The sequence below is a fragment of the Eubacterium sp. 14-2 genome (assembly GCF_000403845.2).
Taxonomy (GTDB): Bacteria; Bacillota; Clostridia; order Lachnospirales; family Lachnospiraceae; genus Petralouisia.
Genome location: NZ_KE159567.1, coordinates 1,366,400 through 1,386,808 on the forward strand (window position 1 = coordinate 1,366,400; position 20,409 = coordinate 1,386,808).

Here is a 20,409-nt window from a genome sequence, read left to right on the forward strand (position 1 = left end):
GTGATACAATGATGGGTAGAAAAATCAAAGGAGGACTACTCAGGTGGGAAAAATTGCAGTTGTAACGGACAGTAACAGCGGAATTACCCAGGAACAGGCGAAAGAATATGGAGTAAATGTGCTGCCCATGCCATTTTTTATAAATGGAGAGACATATTTTGAAGATATTGATTTAACACAGGAACAATTTTATGAAAAACTGGAAAATGATGCGGAAATTTCCACTTCCATGCCGGCAGTAGGGTCTGTGACAGATTTGTGGGACAGTCTGCTGAAAGAGTATGAGGAAATTGTGCATATTCCCATGTCCAGCGGGTTGAGCAGCTCCTGCGAGACAGCCATCATGTTGTCCCAGGAATACGAGGGACGGGTCCAGGTGGTGAATAACCAGCGTATTTCCGTTACCCAGAAACAATCCGTACTGGATGCGGCAGAGCTGGTAAAACGAGGATTAAACGCAGAAGAAATTAAAAATTATCTGGAAAAAACAAAGTTTGATTCCAGTATTTATATTATGGTAGATACGCTGTATTATCTGAAAAAAGGAGGAAGAGTCACACCGGCAGCAGCAGCGCTGGGCACTTTGCTGAAGCTCAAACCGGTGCTTCAGATTCAGGGAGATAAACTGGATGCTTTTGCCAAAGCCAGAACTTTGAAGCAGGCAAAGAATATTATGACAGAGGCAGTCAGAAATGATTTTACCAAACGTTTCGGAGACGAAACAGGGGAAAATATGAATCTTTTTATTGCTTATACCAAAGACCGGGAGGCAGCTCTGGAATTTAAGGCTCAGGTACAGGAAGTATTTCCCAAAGGGGATATAAAGATGGTGGATCCTCTGTCTCTGAGCGTAGCATGCCATATCGGACCGGGATCTCTGGCGCTTGCATGTACCAGAAAACTTTCTTCCGACTGAAAGAACAGATTGCGGGATGAAAGTGTAGAATTTTAGTATTCTGACAAAAATTAAGGTATGTACCGACGCAGAGGGAATCATGCTGCAGTAGTGTCCGAGCTATCAAAAGCTCTTATGGCATTCGTGCGAGTAGAAGAGTCACGGTGTGACTGCACTTTGTTCTATAATAGGAAAATTCGATTTTTCATGCTTCGAAAAAACAAGAGTTTACCGAACGTATGTCAGATAAATTCTTGCAAGGGAATGGCAATAAGACGACACGATTTAGAAGATATAAAAATCTTCTACACCAGCTTCGTCAGCAAACAAGTCGTCTTCATTTAAGAAATAATCCATATCCAGAAGATCATCTTCGCTCATGCGGCGAATGTCCGTAGATGTCATTCCTTCTGGAGGATTTTCGATGTATTTTTTGCGCAATTCCTCAACATCTGGTTTTATGGTATGCAACCCTCCTTTTAGGGGATTATATCACAGATTGCAGAAAAAAATCATGCAGAGGAACGCTACCCACGAGATTTGGACATTGCTTTCTCGTATAATTCTTTGAGGGATACGCGCTTGTGGTTATAATAGAGTTCAAGAACCGTCATTTTGTGTTTGCAGTCAGGGCATTCCAGAGGATCATAGCCGAAGGAAGAAAGAATGGCGGTGCGCCATTGGTTAAAACTTCGGTATATGTGATGTTTGCTTTTGGATATAGCCCGATAGAGTTTTGAATCAATCGCCCGGTGTCTTGCATAGAGTCCGCCATAGCGGATCATTTTAAAGTGTTTTTCCGGGATATGGCGGATCAGACGTTTGATGAAATCCATAGCCGGGATGGTTTCCTGCACATATTTTTCATCTTCGTGACGGTTGTAGTGGAAAGTAACCATACTGCCATCGTAGCTGTCGATTCCGGAGGTGGCAATGGGTGGCCGGCCAGGATAACGTTCGATATATTTGATTGCTGTTTTGGGGTCACACAGATTGGGTTTATCTTAATTAAAAAAACATACGAGAAACAACACTGATGACAGAATGGAAGAGACAGTTGAGCATGGAACGGTCATACAAAAAGAAATCACGAAGATTTTCATCAATAGTAAAGACGCAATGACGATGATGGAGATTAACCAGTTTAAAGGACATACTGGTGGTGCGTTCCATGGAATATTTGTTTCCACAGGAAGGGCAAAAACGGCTGTGACATCGAAAAGGAACGAATTTGAGTTTTCCGCAATGAGTGCAGGCGTACATGCCCCCTCCAAAAGAAGGATCACCACAGTTGATCATCCTATCGATATTTTCCATCTCAGTATTTCTGGGATGAAGAGTATATTTAATTTCTTCATAATAGTCAGTAAAAATTTTCTGTCATACATTCATAAGATTATTATGAGGGAAAGAGGCACAAAAAGAAACCCCTAATCCCCTCATGATTGAGGGGCAGGGGAGCTGAAGTGGGCCTGCCACTTTGTTCTTCTACAGGAAAGACCCTGTCACTTTAAATTACAGCAGCCTGCGGACCTTCCGCTTCCAGAACAGATAGGTGATCAGCAGAAGAATACCGGTTGCAGCCCATGCAGCAGGATTGGTATAGCATACGGCCTGATAACCGAAAGGTTCCAGAAACAGTGCAATGACAAATACCCGGCAGATCAGTTCCAGAACGCCGCTCATAACAGGAACAAAGTTCTGATCCAGTCCCTGCAGAGAACTGCGGTAGAGAAAAATCATGGCCAGGGGTACAAAAAAGCAGGAAACAATGTTCAGATAAGTGACCGCGTATCCCAGAACTGTTTCGGAAGGATTTTTCAGGAAAAGACATACAATATATTTTCCAAAGCCTGCAGTGATGACAGTCCCCAATAGAGAAATCACCAGTACCAGGAGAAAGCCCTTTCGCATACCGTCAAAAATACGCTCATATTTTCTGGCGCCCAGGTTCTGTCCGCAGTAAGTGGACATGGTGGTTCCCAGTGCAGGCATGGTCTGAGTGGCCAGATTCTCTACTTTGGAGGCGGCAGTGTAGGAAGCCACCACACTGGAGCCGAATACATTCACAGCTCCCTGTAAAATCATAACACCTACCGCAGTGACAGAGTAATTGATGGACATGGGGATACCAACAGATAAAAGATCCCGGATACTTTTCCAGTCAAAATAAAAATCCTTACGGTGCAGTTTCAGCAGGTCTATTCGGGCAAACATGTAGAGAAAACAAAGCAGGGCAGATAACCCCTGAGCGATTACCGTTGCCCAGGCAGCTCCTTCCGGTCCGGAACGGAGCACCACAATGTAGAATAAATCCAGCAGGATATTTAAAAAAGAGGCCAGTATCAGGAAATACAGAGGGGTTTTGCTGTCCCCCACGCCTCTTAATATGGAAGCGGAAATATTGAAAGCCATGGTGGCGATAATTCCGCCGTAAATAATGGTAATATAATCATTTGCCATGTCCAGAATATTATCCGGGGTTTTCATAAACAGCAGCAGATTTCTGGATTCCGTAATGGTCAGGGCAGTGATAAGAACTGATACCACAAGGCCCAGAACCAGGGAAACAGCCACATAATGCTTCAGGCGGTTTTCATCTCCTGCTCCAAATGCATGAGAAATCAGAACCCCGAATCCCTGTGCAATTCCCATGGCAAAACCCAGCACCAGAAACATAATGGAGCCGGTGGAGCCAACTGCCGCAAGGGCATCCTCTCCCAGAAACTGTCCCACAATCACAGCGTCAGCCATATTGTAAAACTGCTGGAACAAATTGCCCAGCAGTACGGGGATGGAAAAGAAAATAATGATTTTCCAGGGATTTCCCGTTGTCATATCTTTTGTCATATTAAATCCTCCTTATCGAATACGGGGCAGATTCCAGCGGTAACGGGCTGCCAGCAGCCGGATAATTACAACAGCGGCAGAACTGATGAGCATGGCGGCAATATCCGGAATCAGCGAATACAGAAAAATATACAGAAAAGCTCCAGTCAGTGCCGCACAGGCATATACATGTTTGATAAAAACAAAAGGTGTATTTCCCGCCATAATATCCCGCATCATGCCGCCGCCGATACCGGTTGTTACGCCTACAAAAATCAGAAGAAACAGATTCTGGCTGTGGCCGCTTTCCAGCTCCATGGCAGTACGGATACCCATTATGGTAAAAATCCCAAGACCCACCGCATCCAGCGTGCTCATCAGACGTTCGTAACGCTCCAGAAAAGTGCTTTCCAGCAGTTCCTTTTTCAGGTAGAACAGGAAAAACAGCAGGCAGGAAGTCAGAATGGCCGTTCCCACATAGGCGAAATTCTGGAACATTTTAGGCGGATGGATGCCCAGAAGCAGATCCCGGACACAGCCGCCTCCCACTGCAGTGGTAATTCCAAGTACGTTGACGCCGAAAATATCCATGTTTTTCCGGATGCCCAGCATGGCGCCGGAGGAAGCAAAGGCAATGGTGCCGATGATTTCCAGAAGGAAAATAAAAAATTCTGAATAAGACATAAAACACTCCTTTGAATATCTGAATTCTATCATTATACAGAATGCAGGAGTAAAATACAATGGAAAAATAACAGAATAACAGACGGAAAAGTATCGCTTTTTGGTCAGACCTCCTGTATAATGAAAAGATACCACAGCAACAGGAAAACAGAACAGATACAGAGTCCAGTCTACAGGGACAGAGGCGTTATTTTATGGTAGATATCAATCTGGAATATTATAAAATTTTTTATTACGTGGGAAAAGCCAGAAGCATTACGATGGCAGCAGAAGAACTGTCCGTTTCACAGCCTGCGGTAAGCCAGGCAATCCGGCATCTGGAGGATTCTCTGGGAAGTCCCCTGTTTGTCCGAAATCCCAGAGGGGTCCGGTTCACTCCGGAAGGAGAAATGCTCTATTCCTTTGTGCAGCGGGGATATGAGTATATCCGGCAGGGAGAGCGGAAATTCCGGGAAATGCTGAATCTGGAAACGGGAGAAATCCGAATCGGAGCCAGTGATATGACACTGCAGTTTTATCTTCTGGAGGTGCTGGAACAGTTTCATGAAAAATATCCTGGCATTAAGGTGGCGGTGACCAACGCACCCACGCCGGAGACACTGAAGCATCTTCAGGACGGAAAAATTGATTTCGGCGTGGTGAGCACCCCCTTAAACAGCCGCCGGGGCTGGAATGTGAAAAAAGTGCGCCGGATTGAAGACGTATTTGTGGCAGGAAAGAAATTCAGCCGGCTGCAGCAGCGGGTTCTTGCTTACCGGGAACTGGAAAATCTGCCGGTGCTCTGTCTGGAAAAAAATACCTCCACCAGGAATTATGTAGATGGATTTCTGGAGAAAAACCATGTGGTACTTTCTCCGGAATTTGAACTGGCCACCAGCAATATGTTAATCCAGTTTGCCAGAAAAGGAATGGGAATTGCCAGTGTGGTGAAAGATTTTGCAGAAGAATTTCTGAGAACAGGAGAGCTGTTTTTACTGGAATTTGATGAGAAGATTCCTTCCAGGGAATTCTGCGTGGTAACAGATGAGCGGATTTCAGTACCTCCTGCTGTGGGAAAGCTGCTGGAAATGACAGAAGCTCTGCCGGAAAAGTATGGTTCTTTCTGAAAAGAAATAAAAAACATAAGTGAATTTTATATTGAATATAATAAACATTGATTTTACTTATATAAAAAATTGAGGTATACTAAACTGGTGCCGGGAAAATTTCCGGTATAGTCCAGGAAGTAACGAACAGAGAGCAAAAGATTCCCTTTAACAGAAGGGAAATAAGGAGGAGCTTTAAATGGTAAATGCAATTGTTGGTGCAAACTGGGGAGACGAGGGAAAAGGGAAAATTACCGATATGCTGGCAAAAGAGGCGGACATTATTGTGCGGTTCCAGGGAGGAGCGAACGCGGGCCACACCATTGTCAACGACTATGGGAAATTTGCACTGCACACCCTTCCAAGCGGAGTATTTTATGATCATACCACAAGCATTATCGGAAACGGAGTGGCATTGAATATTCCGGTACTCTTTGAAGAAATTCAGTCCATTGTGGACAGAGGCGTACCCCGGCCGAAGATTCTGGTGTCTGACCGGGCTCAGATGGTAATGTCCTATCACATTTTGTTCGACCAGTATGAGGAGGAACGTCTGGGAGGAAAATCTTTCGGTTCCACCAAATCAGGAATTGCGCCCTTTTATTCAGATAAATATACGAAAATCGGATTCCAGGTCAGCGAACTGTTTGAAGAAGAGGCCCTGAAAGAAAAAGCAGAGCGTATCTGTGAGACGAAAAATGTGTTGTTAGAGCACCTGTACCACAAACCTCTGCTGAAACCGGAAGATTTACTGAAAGAGCTGAAAGAGTACAGAACCATGGTGGAGCCATATGTATGCGATACCTCTGCATACCTGTGGGAGGCAGTAAATGCAGGGAAAAATATTCTGCTGGAGGGTCAGCTGGGTTCCTTAAAAGATCCGGATCACGGAATTTATCCCATGGTAACTTCATCCTCCACACTGGCAGCTTACGGGGCAATCGGGGCCGGAATTGCGCCTTATGAAATTAAAAAGATTATTACCGTATGCAAGGCATATTCCTCCGCAGTGGGGGCAGGAGCCTTTGTCAGCGAGATATTCGGAGAGGAAGCAGACGAACTGCGGCGCCGGGGCGGCGACGGCGGAGAGTACGGAGCAACCACAGGCCGGCCGAGACGCATGGGCTGGTTCGACGTTGTGGCCAGCAGATATGGCTGCCGGATTCAGGGAACCACCGACGTGGCTTTTACGGTATTGGATGTACTGGGGTATCTGGATGAAATTCCGGTGTGTACGGCATATGAGATTGACGGGAAAATCACCACGGAATTTCCTGCCACTGCCAAACTGGAAAAGGCAAAACCGGTACTGGAAACCCTTCCGGGATGGAAGTGCGATATCCGGGGCATTCGAAAGTATGAAGAACTGCCGGAAAACTGCCGGAAATACATTGAGTTTGTGGAGGAAAAAATCGGATTCCCCATAACCATGATTTCCAATGGACCAGGCAGGGAGGATATTATTTACCGCAATGGAAAATAAAGGGAAAAGTATGATAAAGAATATTGTGTTTGATGTGGGAAAGGTGCTGGTGGATTTTGACTGGCAGGGATTTATGTCTGCCCTGAATTTTCCGCCGGAAATTTATGAGAAAGTGGCCGGTGCCACCGTATTGTCGGAGCTGTGGAATGAATTTGACCGGAGCAAAATGTCAGACGAGGAGATACTGAAAGGTTTTCTGGAGAAAGCGCCGGACTGTGAGAAAGAAATTATGCAGTTCTGGGATAATCTTGGCAGCTGTATCAGACGGTATGAGTATGCTCATGACTGGATTCAGAGCCTGCAGGCCCAGGGCTATAAAGTATACCTTCTTTCCAATTATCCCAGGAGGATTTATTCTCAGAGCATAGAAGAGCTTTCTTTTGTGGAGGAGGTGGACGGTGCCATCTTCTCCTATGAGGTACAGGCTGTCAAGCCGGAACCGGAGATTTATGAAGCGCTGCTGAAAAAGTATCATCTGGACCCCACGGAATGCGTGTTTCTGGATGATAACCGGGGCAATATTATTGCAGCAAACCAGCTTGGCATGGCTACCATTCATTTTCACACAAAATCTCAGGCAGAAGAAGAACTGCGGAGCCTGGGTGTGGAATAAATACACAGGACAGAATAATTCTGCTGTTCGGGCAGTGACATAGAGACTGCAGAAGACAGTTTATAATGTAAGGGGCATCATGGCAGGTCTGTGATGCCTTTTTGCAGTTCATCAGACAGACAGGATGAACTGCATATTGTCTATACGGAAGAGGTGTCTTTGCTGCTTTCGGAAGTCGGAACCTGATCCCTTTCGGTTCTGGAGGAAGAATTTTTCTTAATCAGACGGTAGACAAACCCGTAGGTCCAGATGAGTACCGGGAGCACAAAGTTGGAAAAAAGAGACGCCATGAACATGGGAAAGAAATCTTTCCCCAGCAGGGCGAAAATCAGGGTGATAAGGTAGAGGCCCAGGAGCAGGATAACGCCGAGCACCGCCAGGATACGCTGTACTTTTTTCATGATTTCCTCCATTTCTGCGCCAGTTGCGCAAACAAATCATACATATGGCTTATATTTCATTCTTATCATAGCCTGAACAGAGAGGTTTGGCAAGAAAATTTTTCAGAGGAAAATCAGCCAGGGAAAATATTGATAATTAACAGCCGGCGTAATATAATGGGAACTGTTCAGTATAACAAATGAGAGGATAATAGAATGAAACAGTTTTTACAGGGAATAAAAGATGGAAGCCCCATTGGAATTGGATACTTTTCCGTTTCCTTTACCTTCGGGCTGGCGGCCGCCTCCTCTGGCCTGGGCTGGTGGGAGGCTCTGCTGGTTTCCATGATGAACATGACTTCCGCCGGACAGTTTGCAGGAATTACAGTGATGGCCGCCGCAGGTTCTTACCTGGAAATGGCGGTGTCCCAGTTTGTAATTAACTTAAGATATGCACTGATGAGCATTTCCTTATCCCAGAAAGTGGAAAGCCGGTTCGGGGCCGGCAAAAAGCTGATCCTGGGTTTTGCGAATACAGATGAAATTTTTGCAGTGGCCATGAGCCGGGAGGGAGAGGTCAGCAGCCGTTATTTTGCAGGTCTTGCATCTTTGCCTTATCTGGGCTGGACAGTGGGGACACTGGTTGGGGCAGTCTGCGGGAACATACTGCCGAAACAGGTCAGCGACGCCCTTGGCCTTGCCATATACGGAATGTTTATTGCTATTATTGTGCCGGCCATGAAAAAGAATGGAAAAATTCTGAAAATGGTGATACTGGCAGTGGTTTTGAGCTGCTGTATCTGCTATATCCCTCTGTTTGGGGGGATTTCCCAGGGTTTTGCCATTATTATCTGCGCAGTGGCCGCCTCGGCAGTGGGAGCCATATGTTTTCCCATGGAAGAGGAAACAGAAAATAACGGACAGGAGGAAACCCAATGAAATCAGGAAATTTCTGGATATATCTGCTGGTAATGTTCGGGGTCACCTATCTCATCCGGGTGCTTCCCTTTGTGGCATTTCGCAAAAAGATTGAGAACCGGTATGTACGTTCCTTTCTGGCTTATATTCCCTATACAGTGTTGGGAGCAATGACATTTCCGGCGGTACTGTATGCCACCGGTTCCCTGGTGACAGCCCTTGCCGGAGTGGCAGCAGCTTTTGCGGCGGCCTGGCGGGGAAAAGGACTGTTTACTGTGGCGGCCTGCGCCAGCGTAACAGCTTTTGCGGTGGGACTGATTCCCGGCCTGTAAATTTCCATTATGTACAGCCGAAGGAGCAGCGGATGGCGGGCCATATGGCTGTTTTTACCGGGGAAGTGAAAACTTCCACGATAAATCGAAGTGACAGTGACCGGAAACCGTGTTACAATAAAACCATGATTTACGGGAAGGGAGGAAAAATCATGTCAAATATACCAACACCCCATATTGAGGCAAAAGCCGGAGATTTTGCAAAAACGGTGTTAATGCCGGGAGACCCCCTGCGGGCAAAATATATCGCCGAGACGTATCTGGAGCAGGTGAGATGTGTCAGCCGGGTACGGGGAATGCTGGGCTATACAGGGCTTTACAAAGGAAAAGAGCTGTCTGTGATGGGTTCCGGCATGGGAATGCCTTCCATAGGAATTTATTCCTATGAGCTGTATAATTTTTATGATGTGGACAATATTATCCGGGTAGGCTCGGCGGGAGCCATTCTGGATGATGTAAATGTGCTGGACGTGGTAATCGGGATGGGGGCTTCCATTGTTTCAGATTATCCGGATCAGTTTGACTGCCCCGGACATCTGGCCCCTCTGGCAGATTATGATTTGCTGAGCACAGCAGTAGAAAGTGCAAAAGAGCTGGGGACCCCGGTAAGAGTTGGGAATATTCTGTCAGAAGATGCATTTTATACAGACCGGCCGAACAGCAAAGACTGTTTCCGAAAAATGGGCGTGCTGGCGGTGGAGATGGAGAGCGGCGCCCTTTACCTGAATGCGGCCAGAGCAGGGAAACGGGCATTGTGTATTCTGACCATTTCCGACCATATTTACAGGCCGGAGCAGCTTACCTCGGAACAGAGGCAGACAGGATTTGGAAAAATGATTGAGATTGCGCTGGAAACAGCACGCCGGGTGTAAAAGGTGTGACTGAACAATTGAAATCCGAGGACTGGCTGTGCTGGCTTCAGAAAATCCAAAAGTTTGGATTTTGCAACGTCTTAATAACATAAGGGCTTGTGCAGGAGAGATTGCAGACGAGGAAATGATTCAAATGTAAAAGATAAGGGTGGGGAAAACCTCACCCTTATTTTCATCAAACAATGCAATTTTAATGTGAAGATGACAGTATTGACAATTTCTTTAAAGCCCTTTCATCATGCGTGTGGACATCAGGCAAGTTTCTCCATTGGTAAAATGGATGATTCGATTTTTAGTGTCAACTTCTTTTATATTATTTTTGTTTCTTATAAATGCCCGGTGGCAACGCACAAAATTGCTGTCCAATGCGCCTGTTAGTTCTTTTAAGGTGCCGGGAAATTCAATCTGGCGGTCTTTTGCATGGAGAATGACTTTATGGATATTGCTGGAGGTTTCAAAAAATAAAATATCATCATAATCTACGCTGATTTTTCGTCCGCCAGCTTCAAGGGTATAGACTTTATGTGTCTTGTTGGTTTGGAGCGTATGCCGCTCCATTGCATTTAACAGACATTCTCTGAGTTTCACTTTTACTTCGGCAGGGTTGTCTTTTAATACAAAGTCCATCGCCTCTACCCGATACTGAAAAGTCATATAGCTCAGTTCTGAATGTGCTGTTATGAATATGATGAAACCACGAGGATCATATAATCTGATTTGCTGTGCCAGCTTCATTCCATTCATGTTGCTGTTCAAATCAATATCAAGGAAATAAATGCCTGTGTTCTGGCTGGTCCTGACTTTTTCCAACAACATATAAGGGTCTCCTGTATCTAAAGTAAGCTGCATATCTAATTCTTCTATCAGAACAATATTTTGAATGATATTTACAACAGTCTGCCGCTGTGCGGCGTTGTCTTCGCATACAAAGATATCTAACATATGATGTCATTCCTTTCTGTCAGTAAGTTCTACGTGTTGTGTAAAATAGCCGCATTTCATTGTTGTTTCTAATAGCACGTTGTCATAAGAACTGATAATTTTCCGGGCGTTCCCAAGCCCGATTCCCTGATGCCCGATTTTTGTGCTAAAACCATTTTGTTTTAATTTATGCAGCATTACACCGTTATTCTGAAAGCGGTTGCTTATGATGATTGATACACCAGTTTTATTCTGGATGATATTTAAGCCTATTTGCGGCTGTTCTGTCTCCAATGTGGCTTCAATCGCATTGTCTAAAAAGATTCCCAGTATTCTGGCAAGGTCTACTGTGTCTATCAGAAAACTTTCCACTTTGTCGGGAATATCAATGGTGATGTCAATCCCTGATTCATGGGCGTAAATCATTTTTGCTGAGAGCAGGCTTTTGATTTCCAGCACACTGATGTTGCTAAGCTGGTTCAACTTGTAATCTTCCCCTGTAATCAGATTCTTCGTTGGGAAGATTCTGCTTTCAAAAAAATCCTTTAACCTGTCCATATCACCATTTTCAATATAACCAGATAGAGAGAGCAGAATATTAACATAATCATGCTTAAAGGAGCGCAGGCTGTTATACATGGCTTCTAAATTCCGTGTGTAGTCCTGTAAGTCCTGCATGGCTTTCTGCTTTGCTTCAGTCTGTACCTGTTCCAGATAAGAGCGGCGCATAGCCAGAAGTAAACAACACATCACAAGCAGATACCCTGAAATGTGTAAGACATTATTATATATCATTTTGCCGACAGAGCCGTTTTGTCCTGGAATCAGATTATCAAACAGATAGATGGTTATAAGGAGCAGTAATGCAGCATCTATCACATACCATGTCTGCGGAAGACGCAAAATGCCTTTGCCAGACAGGAATACTTTTTTCAGCAGCTTGCCGCAAACCAGCGTAATCCAATAAAACAGCAAAGTATAAATCAAATCAATGCCGTAAAAAAATACCACTGATTTGATAAAGGTGAGGGAATCAGTATATAAAGAAAATTTGCCAGCAGATTCTCTGTCACAACGGCAAGCATACATCCAGTCATACCCATAAAAACATTCTGTGGTGCAGTGTCACGGCAGGCTATCAACCCATAAATACATACTGCCACCAGAATACCGAACAAACCGTATGGAACACAGGCGAGGAGCGTTACAGGCATTCCAGCAGCCAACAGCAGTATATAAAGAACGCTAAATGCTTTGAAGTTCATATGCTGAGGCCATACATTGCGGATAGCAAGGGAAAGCCGAAAAAAAGATAGTAACATTTCAATATATTCCTTCTTTCGATATTTACTTCCCTGATTATACTTTATACCATTCTTTATATCAACTACCCTCTGCAAAAATGACGAATAAGTGCGTGTTCTGTAAAAGAAAAAACGCATTTATTCATGAATTGGGGCATTTCATGACTGTTTTGAAAGAATTGCTGTTTTCTCTGGTATACTATTTTGCAGTAAATAAATTTATTTTGGAAAGGAAACAGGAAGATATGAAGCATTTATTAAAAGGGGCTGCTGTAGCAGCGGTGGTATTGGTTGCTTTAATGATAATCAATATGTTTTGTAACATGCACGACATTCACTTAGACCAGACAGCGACAGGTACAATATCAGCAGTTTGTGCCATGCTGTTTTATCATGGATTGATCAGGAAGGAAAAAAGTAAAGATGATGGGAATGAAAAATAACGAGTAATCATTTTGCAGGTCAAATATCTTTAAAGGAGCAGATTACTAAAACGTCTGGGAACAAACATAAACACGGCAGGTTATAACAAAAATTTTCACATACATAGGAGAAATATAGCAAAGAAATACAACCGCAGGGACTACAACAGCTTTCCCATGAGGCCGTCAGTCTGGAAATCACCAGATGAGGTACCTGGAAATTATTTGCGACCAGTGTAACAAATGTTTGACACTTTAAAAATCAACAGAGGCCCCCCTGGGCCTCTCAGGAAAGTTATCCGCTTATCTTCTTGACATTTCCCTTTGGTTAGCATATACTAACTGTAAATGAAAACCATTCTCAGAAAGAACAGGAGGAATTGCAATGGGAACCTTTATTGTGGGCGGAATCGTATTAATCATTGCAGCAGGGGCAGTGGCTGTGATATACAGAGATAAAAAAGCGGGAAAATGCAGCGGAGGCTGCAGCGGCTGCAGCGGCTGCGGGAAGAGCTGTTCTGGCCAGCGGGACATATAAAGTTTATAAAATATTAAGAAAGTCGTAAGACACGCCTTCTGAAATTATGTTATGATAAACATGCATAAGTTTTATTATAATATCAGTTCAGGAGGTGTTTTTATGCGAAAGAAAAAAGGTCTTATTTTGATTATGGTGGTTCTGGCAGCGGCAGGAGCGTTGTTTGCCGGATATCGTGCAGCAAAATAGAAATCAGAACACGCTGAGAACCCCTGCAGCCTGAAGCATGTCAGGTTTGATATTCTTCAGATTGCTGCGGGGTTTTTGACTGTCAGGAGGTATTTTTAATGAGAAAGCAGAAAAAGCGGAGAAAACACATGGCACTGCTGGCTGTCACGACCGTTCTGGTAGTGGCGGCAGGGGCGCTGTTTGCAGGACGCCATGTGATTGTGCAGGAGATAAAGACGAAAGCAGCTGTGGAAATCGGCAGGAAAATGCTGGAAGCGCAGATCGGACAGACGGTTCGGATTAATGGACAGGAAACAGATGTTTCCGACATCGCAGCTCAGATAGAACAGCAGATGGATGAAGAGGATGTACAGAAGATAACGGAAATTGCGGAAAAGTATATTTCGCCGGAAAATATCAGGCAGGCTGCGAATCTGGCGGCAGGCGGCGACACGGAGGGACTGAAAAATCTGGCGGAAGGCCAGATAAGTGAAGAAGATAAGCAAAAGCTGCAGGGACTGTATGACAAATATAAGGATCAGATACAGAATTACATACCATAAAATATAAATGACGTCCTGAAAAATCAATTCCTTGCAAAAGAGTATGCGAAATGCTACAATGTAAAAAGAATTCTGCACCGCAGGATTATATGCCTGAGATATGGGTGCTGTCCGTCCGGCATATGGAATTTAAATACGGGAGGAAAAATAGGAAATATTATGGATAAGTTACAGAAACAGATGCGAGTCAAAGATCAGGATGCGGAACGGGAGAAGATATTGAGCAGAATGCAGCAGGATGATTTTCTGCTGAAACAGATTGATGAATTTAAAGAAAAAGCAAAGCAGCTCCAGAATATTCTGGTAACCAAGGAAAATAAAGTGGACGAACTTCAGGAGGTACTGGAAGAACGGGAGGAGCAGGCCAGGCAGTTTCAGCAGGTACTGGAAGAACAGCAGCAGGAAGCAGATCTGCTGGTACAGGCAGTACAAAGACAGATTGATACTCTGATTACCAGAATTGACGCACAGATTAAAGTGATGGATGAAACGGTCCATTCGGAAATCAGAACGCTGGACGAGAAAATTTCCGGTCAGACAGAAGAACTGAGCAGGGTTTCCGGACAGGGAATTGCAGCTATGGAACAGAATATGAGGCAGAATGCCGAAATTACGAGCCAGAAGCTGGAGGAAGTCACTGCAACGGTAGACCGGAAACTGGAGGAAGTTACCGCTGCGGTAGACCGGAAACTGGGAGAAGTATCGGGAACCACAGACAGCAAACTGAGAGAGATTGCAGGGACCACGGACCGCAGGATGGAAGAAGTTGCGGGAACGGTGGACCGGAAACTGGAAGAAGTTGCCGGGACAGTGGACCAGAAAATGCAGGAGGCAGCCGGAATCACGGATTACAGACTGGAAGAAATTGCTGCTGCAGTGGACCGGAAAGCACAGGATATGTCCGGTGTAGTAGACAGAAAAATGAAGAACATATCAGAACTGGTGGGTCAGAAAATGCATGATATGTCCGCAGTGGTTGACCTGAGAATGGAAAACATGTCAGCAGCAGTGGATAAGAGGCTTCAGAATATTCCGGACCAGATGGAGCGGAAATTTGATGACCAGACAGGAATGCTGAAAACACTGATGGCAGACCTTACGGGCAGACTGGAAGATACAAAGGCAGACCTTACAGGCAGACTGGAGGATACGAAAACAGACCTTACAGGCAGGCTGGAGGACACGAAAGCAGATCTTACAGGCAGGCTGGAGGACACAAAGGCAGATTTTTCCGGTTTTGCAGATACCACTCAAAAAGAGCTTGCCAAAAAACTGGAAGAAATTGGCGGAGAGGTTGCAAAAATCACAGAACTTACCCGGAGCGAAGTTGCAGATAAACTGGATGAGGTAAAGGCGGAACTCAGTGAAAAGGTTCATAATGAGAATGTGAAATGCTACCGTAATGTTCAGACATTAATTGAAGAACTGGAGAAGAAAACAGAAACGGTGGAACTTGGACAGAGCAGTATGAATGCTGTAAAAGGATATTTTAAGGCAATACTGATTCTGACAGCAGTAAATCTTGCGGGAGTTGCCGGAATTGCGGCGCATCTGCTTGGAGTTTTTTAATAAACAGCAGAGTGAGGGAACTGAATGGAACAGGAAAAAAGCATATGGGTCATCGGGCATAAAAACCCGGATACTGATTCTGTCTGCGCAGCCATTGCCTATGCAGATCTGAAAAATAAAACTGGAAATGCCAGATATGAAGCCAGGCGTGCCGGACAGATTAATGAAGAAAGCAGGTATGTGCTGGAATATTTTCAGGTTCCCGTACCGGAATATGTGTCGGATGTGGGAGCCCAGGTACAGGATATCGAAATCCGCAAAACATCCGGTATCAGCAGCCATATTTCCCTGAAAACGGCCTGGGAGACCATGAAAGCGCAGAATGTGGTAACCCTTCCCATTACAAGCCAGAGCGGATTGCTGGAGGGACTGATTATTACAGGAGATATTGCCACGTCCTATATGGATGTGTACGATAACCGGATACTGGCCAAAGCCAGAACTCAGTATAAAAATATTGCGGAAACCCTTGAAGGGGAAGTATTTGTGGGAAATGCCCACGGATATTTCATCAGAGGAAAAGTAGTGGCAGCTACGGAAAGTCCTGAACGGATGGAAGAGTATATCGAGGATGATGACATGGTAATTCTGGGGAATCGGTATGAGGTTCAGCTCTGCGCCATTGAAATGAATGCAAGCTGTCTCATTGTCTGTTCTGATGCCAAAGTCTCCAAAACCATACAGAAACTGGCGGAGGACAGAGGCTGTGTGATTATCACCACCCCATACGATACTTATACTGTGGCAAGACTGATCAATCAGAGTATGCCGGTGAAATATTTCATGCGCCGGGAAAATCTGGTTACTTTTGAAATGGAAGAATATGTGGATGATGTGAGAGAAATCATGTCCAGGGAACGTCACAGGGATTTTCCGGTACTGGACGAAGAAGGAAGATATATGGGTATGATTTCCCGCAGAAATTTGCTGAACATGAAGCGGAAGCAGATTATTCTGGTGGATCACAATGAGAAAACCCAGGCGGTGGAAGGGGTGGATGAGGCAGAAATACTGGAAATCATCGACCATCACAGACTGGGAAGCCTGGAAACCATTTCACCGGTGTTTTTCCGAAATCAGCCTCTGGGATGTACCTCCACGATTATTTATCAGATGTATCAGGAACAGGGAGTTGAGGTTCCGAAGCATATTGCGGGGCTTTTGTGCTCTGCGATTATTTCTGATACGTTGATGTTCCGTTCTCCTACCTGTACCAGTGTGGACAAAATGGCCGCGGAAGCGTTGGCGGAGCTGGCAGGAATTGGAATTGAAGAACACGCCAGAGGAATGTTCCAGGCAGGAAGTAATTTCAAGGCGAAAACTGCCGAAGAGATTTTAAATCAGGATTTTAAAACTTTTTCCACGGAGGAAATGGAGTTTGGCGTAGGCCAGCTCAACGCCATGAGTGATGAAGAACTGCAGGAAGTGAAGGAAAAACTGATGCCATATATCCAACAGGTGCGCCATGAGCGGAAACTGGATATGATTTATGTGATGCTCACCAATATTCTGGAGGAGAGCTCGGAAATTATATTTGTGGGAGAATCGGCAAAAGAAACTGCTCAGAAGGCTTTTCATGGCCATGCGGTTGATCGGGGAGACAGTCTGTGGCTGAAAGGCGTGGTATCCAGGAAGAAACAGCTGATTCCGGCCCTGATGCTTACTCTGCAGGAGAAATAGCAGTATGAATAACAGGAAACCTGTGATGAAAAATCAATCAAAAACCGGCCGGAAATCAGCAGCAAAGCAATTTCCGAAAGGCCATGGCTCCGCAGTACATAAGGCTGTTCAGAAAAAACAGCAGTGGAAACCTGGCAATATGGTTTATCCGGTTCCGGCAGTGATGGTGACGGTAGCAGATAAGCAGGGAAGGGACAATATCATTACCGTGGCCTGGACGGGAACGGTATGTACCAACCCGCCTATGGTATACATTTCTGTGCGCCCGGAGCGTTATTCTTACCATATGCTTCAGGAAACCGGGGAGTTTGTAATGAATCTGACCACCAGAGAACTGGCTTTTGCCACAGATTACTGCGGGGTGAAGTCCGGCAGGGAAGTGGACAAATTTCAGGAACTGCATCTGACGAGACAGAAAGGGGCAGAAGTTGCTCCGCCTCTGATAGGGGAAAGTCCGGTAAATATTGAGTGCAGAATAACAGAATGTGTGCCCCTTGGTTCCCATCATATGTTTCTGGCAGAAGTTGTGGCAGTTCATGTGTCGGAAATTTATATGGACAAAAAAGGAGCATTCCATCTGGAACAGGCGGAGCCCATGGTATATTCCCATGGAAAATATTTTGATCTGAACCATGTACTTGGAACCTTTGGTTACAGCATTCGAAAGCGCTGATAATATCTGAACGGAACATTCCAGGGGAGCAGGAACCATAGCATCCGCATTATGCAGGTTCCGGGAAATCTGCATATATTCAGGGCTTTACTGTTACCGAAAAATATCAGAAAACAGTAGAAGAATCATACGAAAAATGATATAATACAGATGGATGCTGTTATAGTGTGCATAGCAGCATAACAGGAAGGATATGGCTGCCATTGGCGGAATGGCAGACCGGAAGTATAAGAAGTAAAAGTAAAGGAAGTGGTTTTTTTGGAACGAGCATTATTATTTGAAAATGTGAAATTTTGTTCAATATGCCGTGGCGCCCTTCCACTGGATTATGAAGACGAACTGTGTCCCGCCTGTAAAGAAAATCAGTTGTTTTCTGAGGTGAAGGAGTATATCCGTGCCGGGGATGTAACGGAATATCAGGTGGCGGAATATTTTAATATTCCGCGGAGATTGGTTAAGAAGTGGATTACAGAGGGAAGAATTGAGTATAAGGAAGAGGAAGAAAAGCTCGATGCCCTTCATTGTGCACACTGTGGAACACCAATCACGTTCGGACATCTTTGCCAGAAATGTTATCGTGAGCTGAATAATCTGGAGAGAGCAGGTTTTGCAGCCTTCCAGGAAGGTGCAGACGATCACAGAATGCGGTTTCTGGATAATGAGGAAGAATGATTTTTATACAAAAGTCCCGCGGAGTTCTGCGGGGCTTTTTGTTCTCTTATAGGAAAGACCTTGTCACACTAACGCGTGAAAGTATCTTTCCTATAAGAGAAAAATAATATGCGCAGGGTCTGCCTCAGCGAAGCGAGGGTACTCGCACAAGAGGTAAAATATTGCTTCGCAATTGTGCTAAAACGCGATACGTTCAGCATACTGCGTATGCTCTGACGCACCGCAAATGGCGCAGCAAAGTGTCCAGGCCCCTCATGAGTGAGGGGTTAGGGGAGCTGAAGTGGGCCTGCCCACTTTGTTCTTCTATAGGAAATACCCTGTCACGCTGAAACGTGACAGGGCCTTTTTTTATTTCATAAGCAAATCCATCAGATAACCATACACTTCTTCATTCTGTTTTTTCCAGTTGGAGCAGACGGCTTCCGCCTGCTCTTTCGTTCTGACCGTGATAGTCAGATCTATCAGAGAGCGTTCTTTTTCTTTGATACGGCAGCGGACAGCATATTCCTGAAAAGTGGTTTTATCATAATCTGCCAGAACAGAAATTTCCTGTTTTAGCTGTATTTTATTCTGTGCGAAATAGGAGAGCACATCTGTCTTAATGGCATCAGATATTTTGTCCGGAAAATAGGAAAGAGTTTCTCTTCCCGCAGGGGTAATATGATAACAGGTGTTGTTGTGGGTGGATTCCGGCTGAACCAGTTCGGCGCTGGTCAGTTCACTGATAGCCTGCTGAATGGTAAAATAGGTGGTATATTCATTTTCCAGGACAAAATTGGAAATCTGTGTGTTGGTCAGTGGAAAATCCACATGGTCCAGCATATATAATACAATCAGTTTGTATTGAGTCAGGGCTTCTGCCATTTTTTTCACTCCTTATGAATTGGAACGTAATATTTTCCCTGCCAGGTATCCCGGCATTTTAAAGTTTTCTGAATCTGATTCAGAACGCTGCGTTTGGCGCTGCTCCATTCAGGAGCAATCAGCAGGTTTTTTGGTCCGTCTCCGGTAAGCCGGTGTATGGTCATGGTTTCCGGCAGAATTTCCAGACAGTCTGCAATCAGTTCACAGTATTCATCCTGAGAAAAAAGCGGAAACGGATGTTTCTGATATAATATACCAAGGTCGGTATCAGACAATACATGCAAAAGCTGCAGTTTGATTCCGAATACAGGCAGGTGAGCCACATGGGAAACAGTCTCCAGCATCTGTGCTCTGGTTTCAGTTGGAAGCCCCAGAATGATATGGACGATGACGGGAATTTTCCGCCGGGCAAGGCGCTGTAAAGCATTATGAAAACATTCCAGTGTAAATTCGCTGCGGATAAAGCAGCTGGTCCGAGGATGGATGGTCTGGAGTCCCAGTTCAATCCAGACAGGTTTCCGGCGGTTTAATTCATCCAGCAGATTTAAAACCTCATCCGAAAGGCAGTCCGGCCGGGTGGCAATGGACAGGATTACCACATCCGGGTCGGCAATGGCTTCTGTAAAAATCTGCCGCAGGTATTCCACCGGGGCATAGGTGTTGGTGTAAGCCTGAAAATAGGCAATGAATTTCCGGCAGTTCCGTTTTTCCTGCATCTGTTTTCTGGCAAGGGCCAGCTGTTCCCTTATGGGAAGACAGCCTTTCTGGGCGAAATCACCGCTTCCCGCAGAACTGCAGAAAATGCAGCCCCGGCCGCCCAGTGTGCCGTCCCGGTTAGGACAGGTCATGCCTCCGTTTAAGGACAGACGATATACTTTTTCGCCAAAAGTACGTTTGAGATAGCAGTCCACGGAATAGTAGCGTTTTTCGTCCCAGAACATAGC

The 20,409-nt window shown here is 45.0% G+C and carries 25 protein-coding genes; 14 read left to right on the forward strand and 11 right to left on the reverse strand.

Annotated elements, in window-relative coordinates; all coding sequences use genetic code 11:
- The first annotated feature begins 43 nt into the window (after window positions 1-43).
- Complete coding sequence (locus C805_RS13460; RefSeq protein WP_016214419.1) at window positions 44-916, forward strand: DegV family protein; 873 nt, start codon at window positions 44-46, stop codon at window positions 914-916.
- Between the two features lie 264 nt (window positions 917-1,180).
- Here C805_RS13460 and C805_RS13465 read toward each other — a convergent pair whose 3' ends face one another.
- The 5 genes from C805_RS13465 to C805_RS13480 all read right to left on the reverse strand — a co-directional run bounded on the left by C805_RS13465 (window position 1,181) and on the right by C805_RS13480 (window position 4,408).
- Complete coding sequence (locus C805_RS13465) at window positions 1,181-1,366, reverse strand: hypothetical protein (RefSeq protein ID WP_022751076.1); 186 nt, start codon at window positions 1,364-1,366, stop codon at window positions 1,181-1,183.
- A 56-nt stretch (window positions 1,367-1,422) separates the two neighbouring features.
- Window positions 1,423-1,887: a transposase gene (locus C805_RS27000; protein ID WP_371197644.1), complete on the reverse strand. Its 465-nt coding sequence runs from the start codon at window positions 1,885-1,887 to the stop codon at window positions 1,423-1,425.
- 16 nt (window positions 1,888-1,903) lie between these two features.
- A complete protein-coding gene (locus C805_RS27005) occupies window positions 1,904-2,212 on the reverse strand; it encodes a transposase zinc-binding domain-containing protein (RefSeq protein ID WP_242832665.1) in 309 nt (102 codons plus the stop codon).
- Window positions 2,213-2,410: 198 nt separating this feature from the next.
- Complete coding sequence (locus C805_RS13475; RefSeq protein WP_016214420.1) at window positions 2,411-3,745, reverse strand: MATE family efflux transporter; 1,335 nt, start codon at window positions 3,743-3,745, stop codon at window positions 2,411-2,413.
- Between the two features lie 12 nt (window positions 3,746-3,757).
- On the reverse strand, window positions 3,758-4,408 hold the full coding sequence (locus tag C805_RS13480; RefSeq protein WP_016214421.1) for a trimeric intracellular cation channel family protein: 651 nt from the start codon (window positions 4,406-4,408) through the stop codon (window positions 3,758-3,760).
- 194 nt (window positions 4,409-4,602) lie between these two features.
- Between C805_RS13480 and C805_RS13485 the strand changes: the two genes are divergently transcribed.
- The 3 genes from C805_RS13485 to C805_RS13495 all read left to right on the forward strand — a co-directional run bounded on the left by C805_RS13485 (window position 4,603) and on the right by C805_RS13495 (window position 7,589).
- A complete protein-coding gene (locus tag C805_RS13485) occupies window positions 4,603-5,514 on the forward strand; it encodes a LysR family transcriptional regulator (RefSeq protein WP_016214422.1) in 912 nt (303 codons plus the stop codon).
- A 178-nt stretch (window positions 5,515-5,692) separates the two neighbouring features.
- Complete coding sequence (locus tag C805_RS13490; protein WP_016214423.1) at window positions 5,693-6,976, forward strand: adenylosuccinate synthase; 1,284 nt, start codon at window positions 5,693-5,695, stop codon at window positions 6,974-6,976.
- A 10-nt stretch (window positions 6,977-6,986) separates the two neighbouring features.
- A complete protein-coding gene (locus C805_RS13495) occupies window positions 6,987-7,589 on the forward strand; it encodes an HAD family hydrolase (protein ID WP_016214424.1) in 603 nt (200 codons plus the stop codon).
- Window positions 7,590-7,729: 140 nt separating this feature from the next.
- On the opposite strand, the gene C805_RS13500 is transcribed toward C805_RS13495, so the two are convergent.
- Entirely contained in the window at window positions 7,730-7,990 is a 261-nt protein-coding gene (locus C805_RS13500) for a hypothetical protein (protein ID WP_016214425.1), read from the reverse strand.
- Window positions 7,991-8,185: 195 nt separating this feature from the next.
- Here C805_RS13500 and C805_RS13505 point away from each other — a divergent pair, with 195 nt between their 5' ends.
- The 3 genes from C805_RS13505 to deoD all read left to right on the forward strand — a co-directional run bounded on the left by C805_RS13505 (window position 8,186) and on the right by deoD (window position 10,091).
- Window positions 8,186-8,908: an AzlC family ABC transporter permease gene (locus C805_RS13505; RefSeq protein WP_016214426.1), complete on the forward strand. Its 723-nt coding sequence runs from the start codon at window positions 8,186-8,188 to the stop codon at window positions 8,906-8,908.
- The gene (locus tag C805_RS13510) at window positions 8,905-9,219 is read left to right on the forward strand and encodes an AzlD domain-containing protein (RefSeq protein WP_016214427.1); all 315 of its coding nucleotides are present in this window, start codon (window positions 8,905-8,907) and stop codon (window positions 9,217-9,219) included. Before C805_RS13505 ends, C805_RS13510 begins: the two co-directional genes overlap by 4 nt.
- Window positions 9,220-9,371: 152 nt before the next feature.
- Window positions 9,372-10,091, forward strand: coding sequence for a purine-nucleoside phosphorylase (deoD, locus tag C805_RS13515; protein ID WP_031201026.1), 720 nt, complete (start codon window positions 9,372-9,374; stop codon window positions 10,089-10,091).
- Between the two features lie 222 nt (window positions 10,092-10,313).
- Here the strand turns inward: deoD and C805_RS13520 are convergent, their stop codons facing one another.
- The 3 genes from C805_RS13520 to C805_RS26685 form a co-directional block, all read right to left on the reverse strand.
- Complete coding sequence (locus C805_RS13520; protein ID WP_016214429.1) at window positions 10,314-11,033, reverse strand: LytR/AlgR family response regulator transcription factor; 720 nt, start codon at window positions 11,031-11,033, stop codon at window positions 10,314-10,316.
- A 6-nt stretch (window positions 11,034-11,039) separates the two neighbouring features.
- Window positions 11,040-11,762, reverse strand: coding sequence for a sensor histidine kinase (locus tag C805_RS13525; protein ID WP_242832687.1), 723 nt, complete (start codon window positions 11,760-11,762; stop codon window positions 11,040-11,042).
- A gap of 233 nt (window positions 11,763-11,995) precedes the next feature.
- Entirely contained in the window at window positions 11,996-12,277 is a 282-nt protein-coding gene (locus C805_RS26685; protein ID WP_196811065.1) for a hypothetical protein, read from the reverse strand.
- Between the two features lie 200 nt (window positions 12,278-12,477).
- Between C805_RS26685 and C805_RS13530 the strand changes: the two genes are divergently transcribed.
- From C805_RS13530 to C805_RS13550, 7 genes are all read left to right on the forward strand, one after another.
- On the forward strand, window positions 12,478-12,759 hold the full coding sequence (locus C805_RS13530; RefSeq protein WP_016214432.1) for a hypothetical protein: 282 nt from the start codon (window positions 12,478-12,480) through the stop codon (window positions 12,757-12,759).
- 364 nt (window positions 12,760-13,123) lie between these two features.
- Window positions 13,124-13,276, forward strand: a complete 153-nt coding sequence (locus C805_RS25810; RefSeq protein ID WP_016214433.1) for a FeoB-associated Cys-rich membrane protein — start codon at window positions 13,124-13,126, stop codon at window positions 13,274-13,276.
- A gap of 287 nt (window positions 13,277-13,563) precedes the next feature.
- On the forward strand, window positions 13,564-14,007 hold the full coding sequence (locus C805_RS13535; protein ID WP_022751080.1) for a hypothetical protein: 444 nt from the start codon (window positions 13,564-13,566) through the stop codon (window positions 14,005-14,007).
- 159 nt (window positions 14,008-14,166) lie between these two features.
- Window positions 14,167-15,576: a hypothetical protein gene (locus C805_RS13540; RefSeq protein ID WP_016214435.1), complete on the forward strand. Its 1,410-nt coding sequence runs from the start codon at window positions 14,167-14,169 to the stop codon at window positions 15,574-15,576.
- 24 nt (window positions 15,577-15,600) lie between these two features.
- Window positions 15,601-17,256, forward strand: a complete 1,656-nt coding sequence (locus C805_RS13545) for a putative manganese-dependent inorganic diphosphatase (RefSeq protein ID WP_016214436.1) — start codon at window positions 15,601-15,603, stop codon at window positions 17,254-17,256.
- Window positions 17,257-17,260: 4 nt separating this feature from the next.
- Window positions 17,261-17,929, forward strand: coding sequence for a flavin reductase family protein (locus C805_RS0105090; RefSeq protein ID WP_016214437.1), 669 nt, complete (start codon window positions 17,261-17,263; stop codon window positions 17,927-17,929).
- Window positions 17,930-18,187: 258 nt separating this feature from the next.
- Window positions 18,188-18,601 carry a hypothetical protein gene (locus tag C805_RS13550; RefSeq protein WP_016214438.1) on the forward strand — a complete coding sequence of 138 codons (414 nt, stop codon included), beginning with the start codon at window positions 18,188-18,190 and terminating at the stop codon, window positions 18,599-18,601.
- 348 nt (window positions 18,602-18,949) lie between these two features.
- Here C805_RS13550 and C805_RS13555 read toward each other — a convergent pair whose 3' ends face one another.
- Entirely contained in the window at window positions 18,950-19,465 is a 516-nt protein-coding gene (locus C805_RS13555) for a DUF4364 family protein (RefSeq protein WP_016214439.1), read from the reverse strand.
- Window positions 19,466-19,470: 5 nt separating this feature from the next.
- The gene (locus C805_RS13560; protein ID WP_016214440.1) at window positions 19,471-20,406 is read right to left on the reverse strand and encodes a tRNA modification radical SAM protein MnmL/YtqA; all 936 of its coding nucleotides are present in this window, start codon (window positions 20,404-20,406) and stop codon (window positions 19,471-19,473) included.
- Between the last annotated feature and the right edge of the window lie 3 nt (window positions 20,407-20,409).

What these genes read in the sequence shown, in the direction of transcription:
- C805_RS27005 (WP_242832665.1), bottom strand. Translation starts at nt 2,212, where the DNA reads ATGGAAAATATCGATAGGATGATCAACTGTGGTGATCCTTCTTTTGGA.
- C805_RS13475 (WP_016214420.1), bottom strand. Translation starts at nt 3,745, where the DNA reads ATGACAAAAGATATGACAACGGGAAATCCCTGGAAAATCATTATTTTC.
- C805_RS13480 (WP_016214421.1), bottom strand. Translation starts at nt 4,408, where the DNA reads ATGTCTTATTCAGAATTTTTTATTTTCCTTCTGGAAATCATCGGCACC.
- C805_RS13485 (WP_016214422.1), top strand. Translation starts at nt 4,603, where the DNA reads ATGGTAGATATCAATCTGGAATATTATAAAATTTTTTATTACGTGGGA.
- C805_RS13490 (WP_016214423.1), top strand. Translation starts at nt 5,693, where the DNA reads ATGGTAAATGCAATTGTTGGTGCAAACTGGGGAGACGAGGGAAAAGGG.
- C805_RS13495 (WP_016214424.1), top strand. Translation starts at nt 6,987, where the DNA reads ATGATAAAGAATATTGTGTTTGATGTGGGAAAGGTGCTGGTGGATTTT.
- C805_RS13500 (WP_016214425.1), bottom strand. Translation starts at nt 7,990, where the DNA reads ATGAAAAAAGTACAGCGTATCCTGGCGGTGCTCGGCGTTATCCTGCTC.
- C805_RS13505 (WP_016214426.1), top strand. Translation starts at nt 8,186, where the DNA reads ATGAAACAGTTTTTACAGGGAATAAAAGATGGAAGCCCCATTGGAATT.
- C805_RS13510 (WP_016214427.1), top strand. Translation starts at nt 8,905, where the DNA reads ATGAAATCAGGAAATTTCTGGATATATCTGCTGGTAATGTTCGGGGTC.
- deoD (WP_031201026.1), top strand. Translation starts at nt 9,372, where the DNA reads ATGTCAAATATACCAACACCCCATATTGAGGCAAAAGCCGGAGATTTT.
- C805_RS13520 (WP_016214429.1), bottom strand. Translation starts at nt 11,033, where the DNA reads ATGTTAGATATCTTTGTATGCGAAGACAACGCCGCACAGCGGCAGACT.
- C805_RS13525 (WP_242832687.1), bottom strand. Translation starts at nt 11,762, where the DNA reads ATGTGTTGTTTACTTCTGGCTATGCGCCGCTCTTATCTGGAACAGGTA.
- C805_RS26685 (WP_196811065.1), bottom strand. Translation starts at nt 12,277, where the DNA reads ATGAACTTCAAAGCATTTAGCGTTCTTTATATACTGCTGTTGGCTGCT.
- C805_RS13530 (WP_016214432.1), top strand. Translation starts at nt 12,478, where the DNA reads ATGACTGTTTTGAAAGAATTGCTGTTTTCTCTGGTATACTATTTTGCA.
- C805_RS25810 (WP_016214433.1), top strand. Translation starts at nt 13,124, where the DNA reads ATGGGAACCTTTATTGTGGGCGGAATCGTATTAATCATTGCAGCAGGG.
- C805_RS13535 (WP_022751080.1), top strand. Translation starts at nt 13,564, where the DNA reads ATGAGAAAGCAGAAAAAGCGGAGAAAACACATGGCACTGCTGGCTGTC.
- C805_RS13540 (WP_016214435.1), top strand. Translation starts at nt 14,167, where the DNA reads ATGGATAAGTTACAGAAACAGATGCGAGTCAAAGATCAGGATGCGGAA.
- C805_RS13545 (WP_016214436.1), top strand. Translation starts at nt 15,601, where the DNA reads ATGGAACAGGAAAAAAGCATATGGGTCATCGGGCATAAAAACCCGGAT.
- C805_RS0105090 (WP_016214437.1), top strand. Translation starts at nt 17,261, where the DNA reads ATGAATAACAGGAAACCTGTGATGAAAAATCAATCAAAAACCGGCCGG.
- C805_RS13555 (WP_016214439.1), bottom strand. Translation starts at nt 19,465, where the DNA reads ATGGCAGAAGCCCTGACTCAATACAAACTGATTGTATTATATATGCTG.
- C805_RS13560 (WP_016214440.1), bottom strand. Translation starts at nt 20,406, where the DNA reads ATGTTCTGGGACGAAAAACGCTACTATTCCGTGGACTGCTATCTCAAA.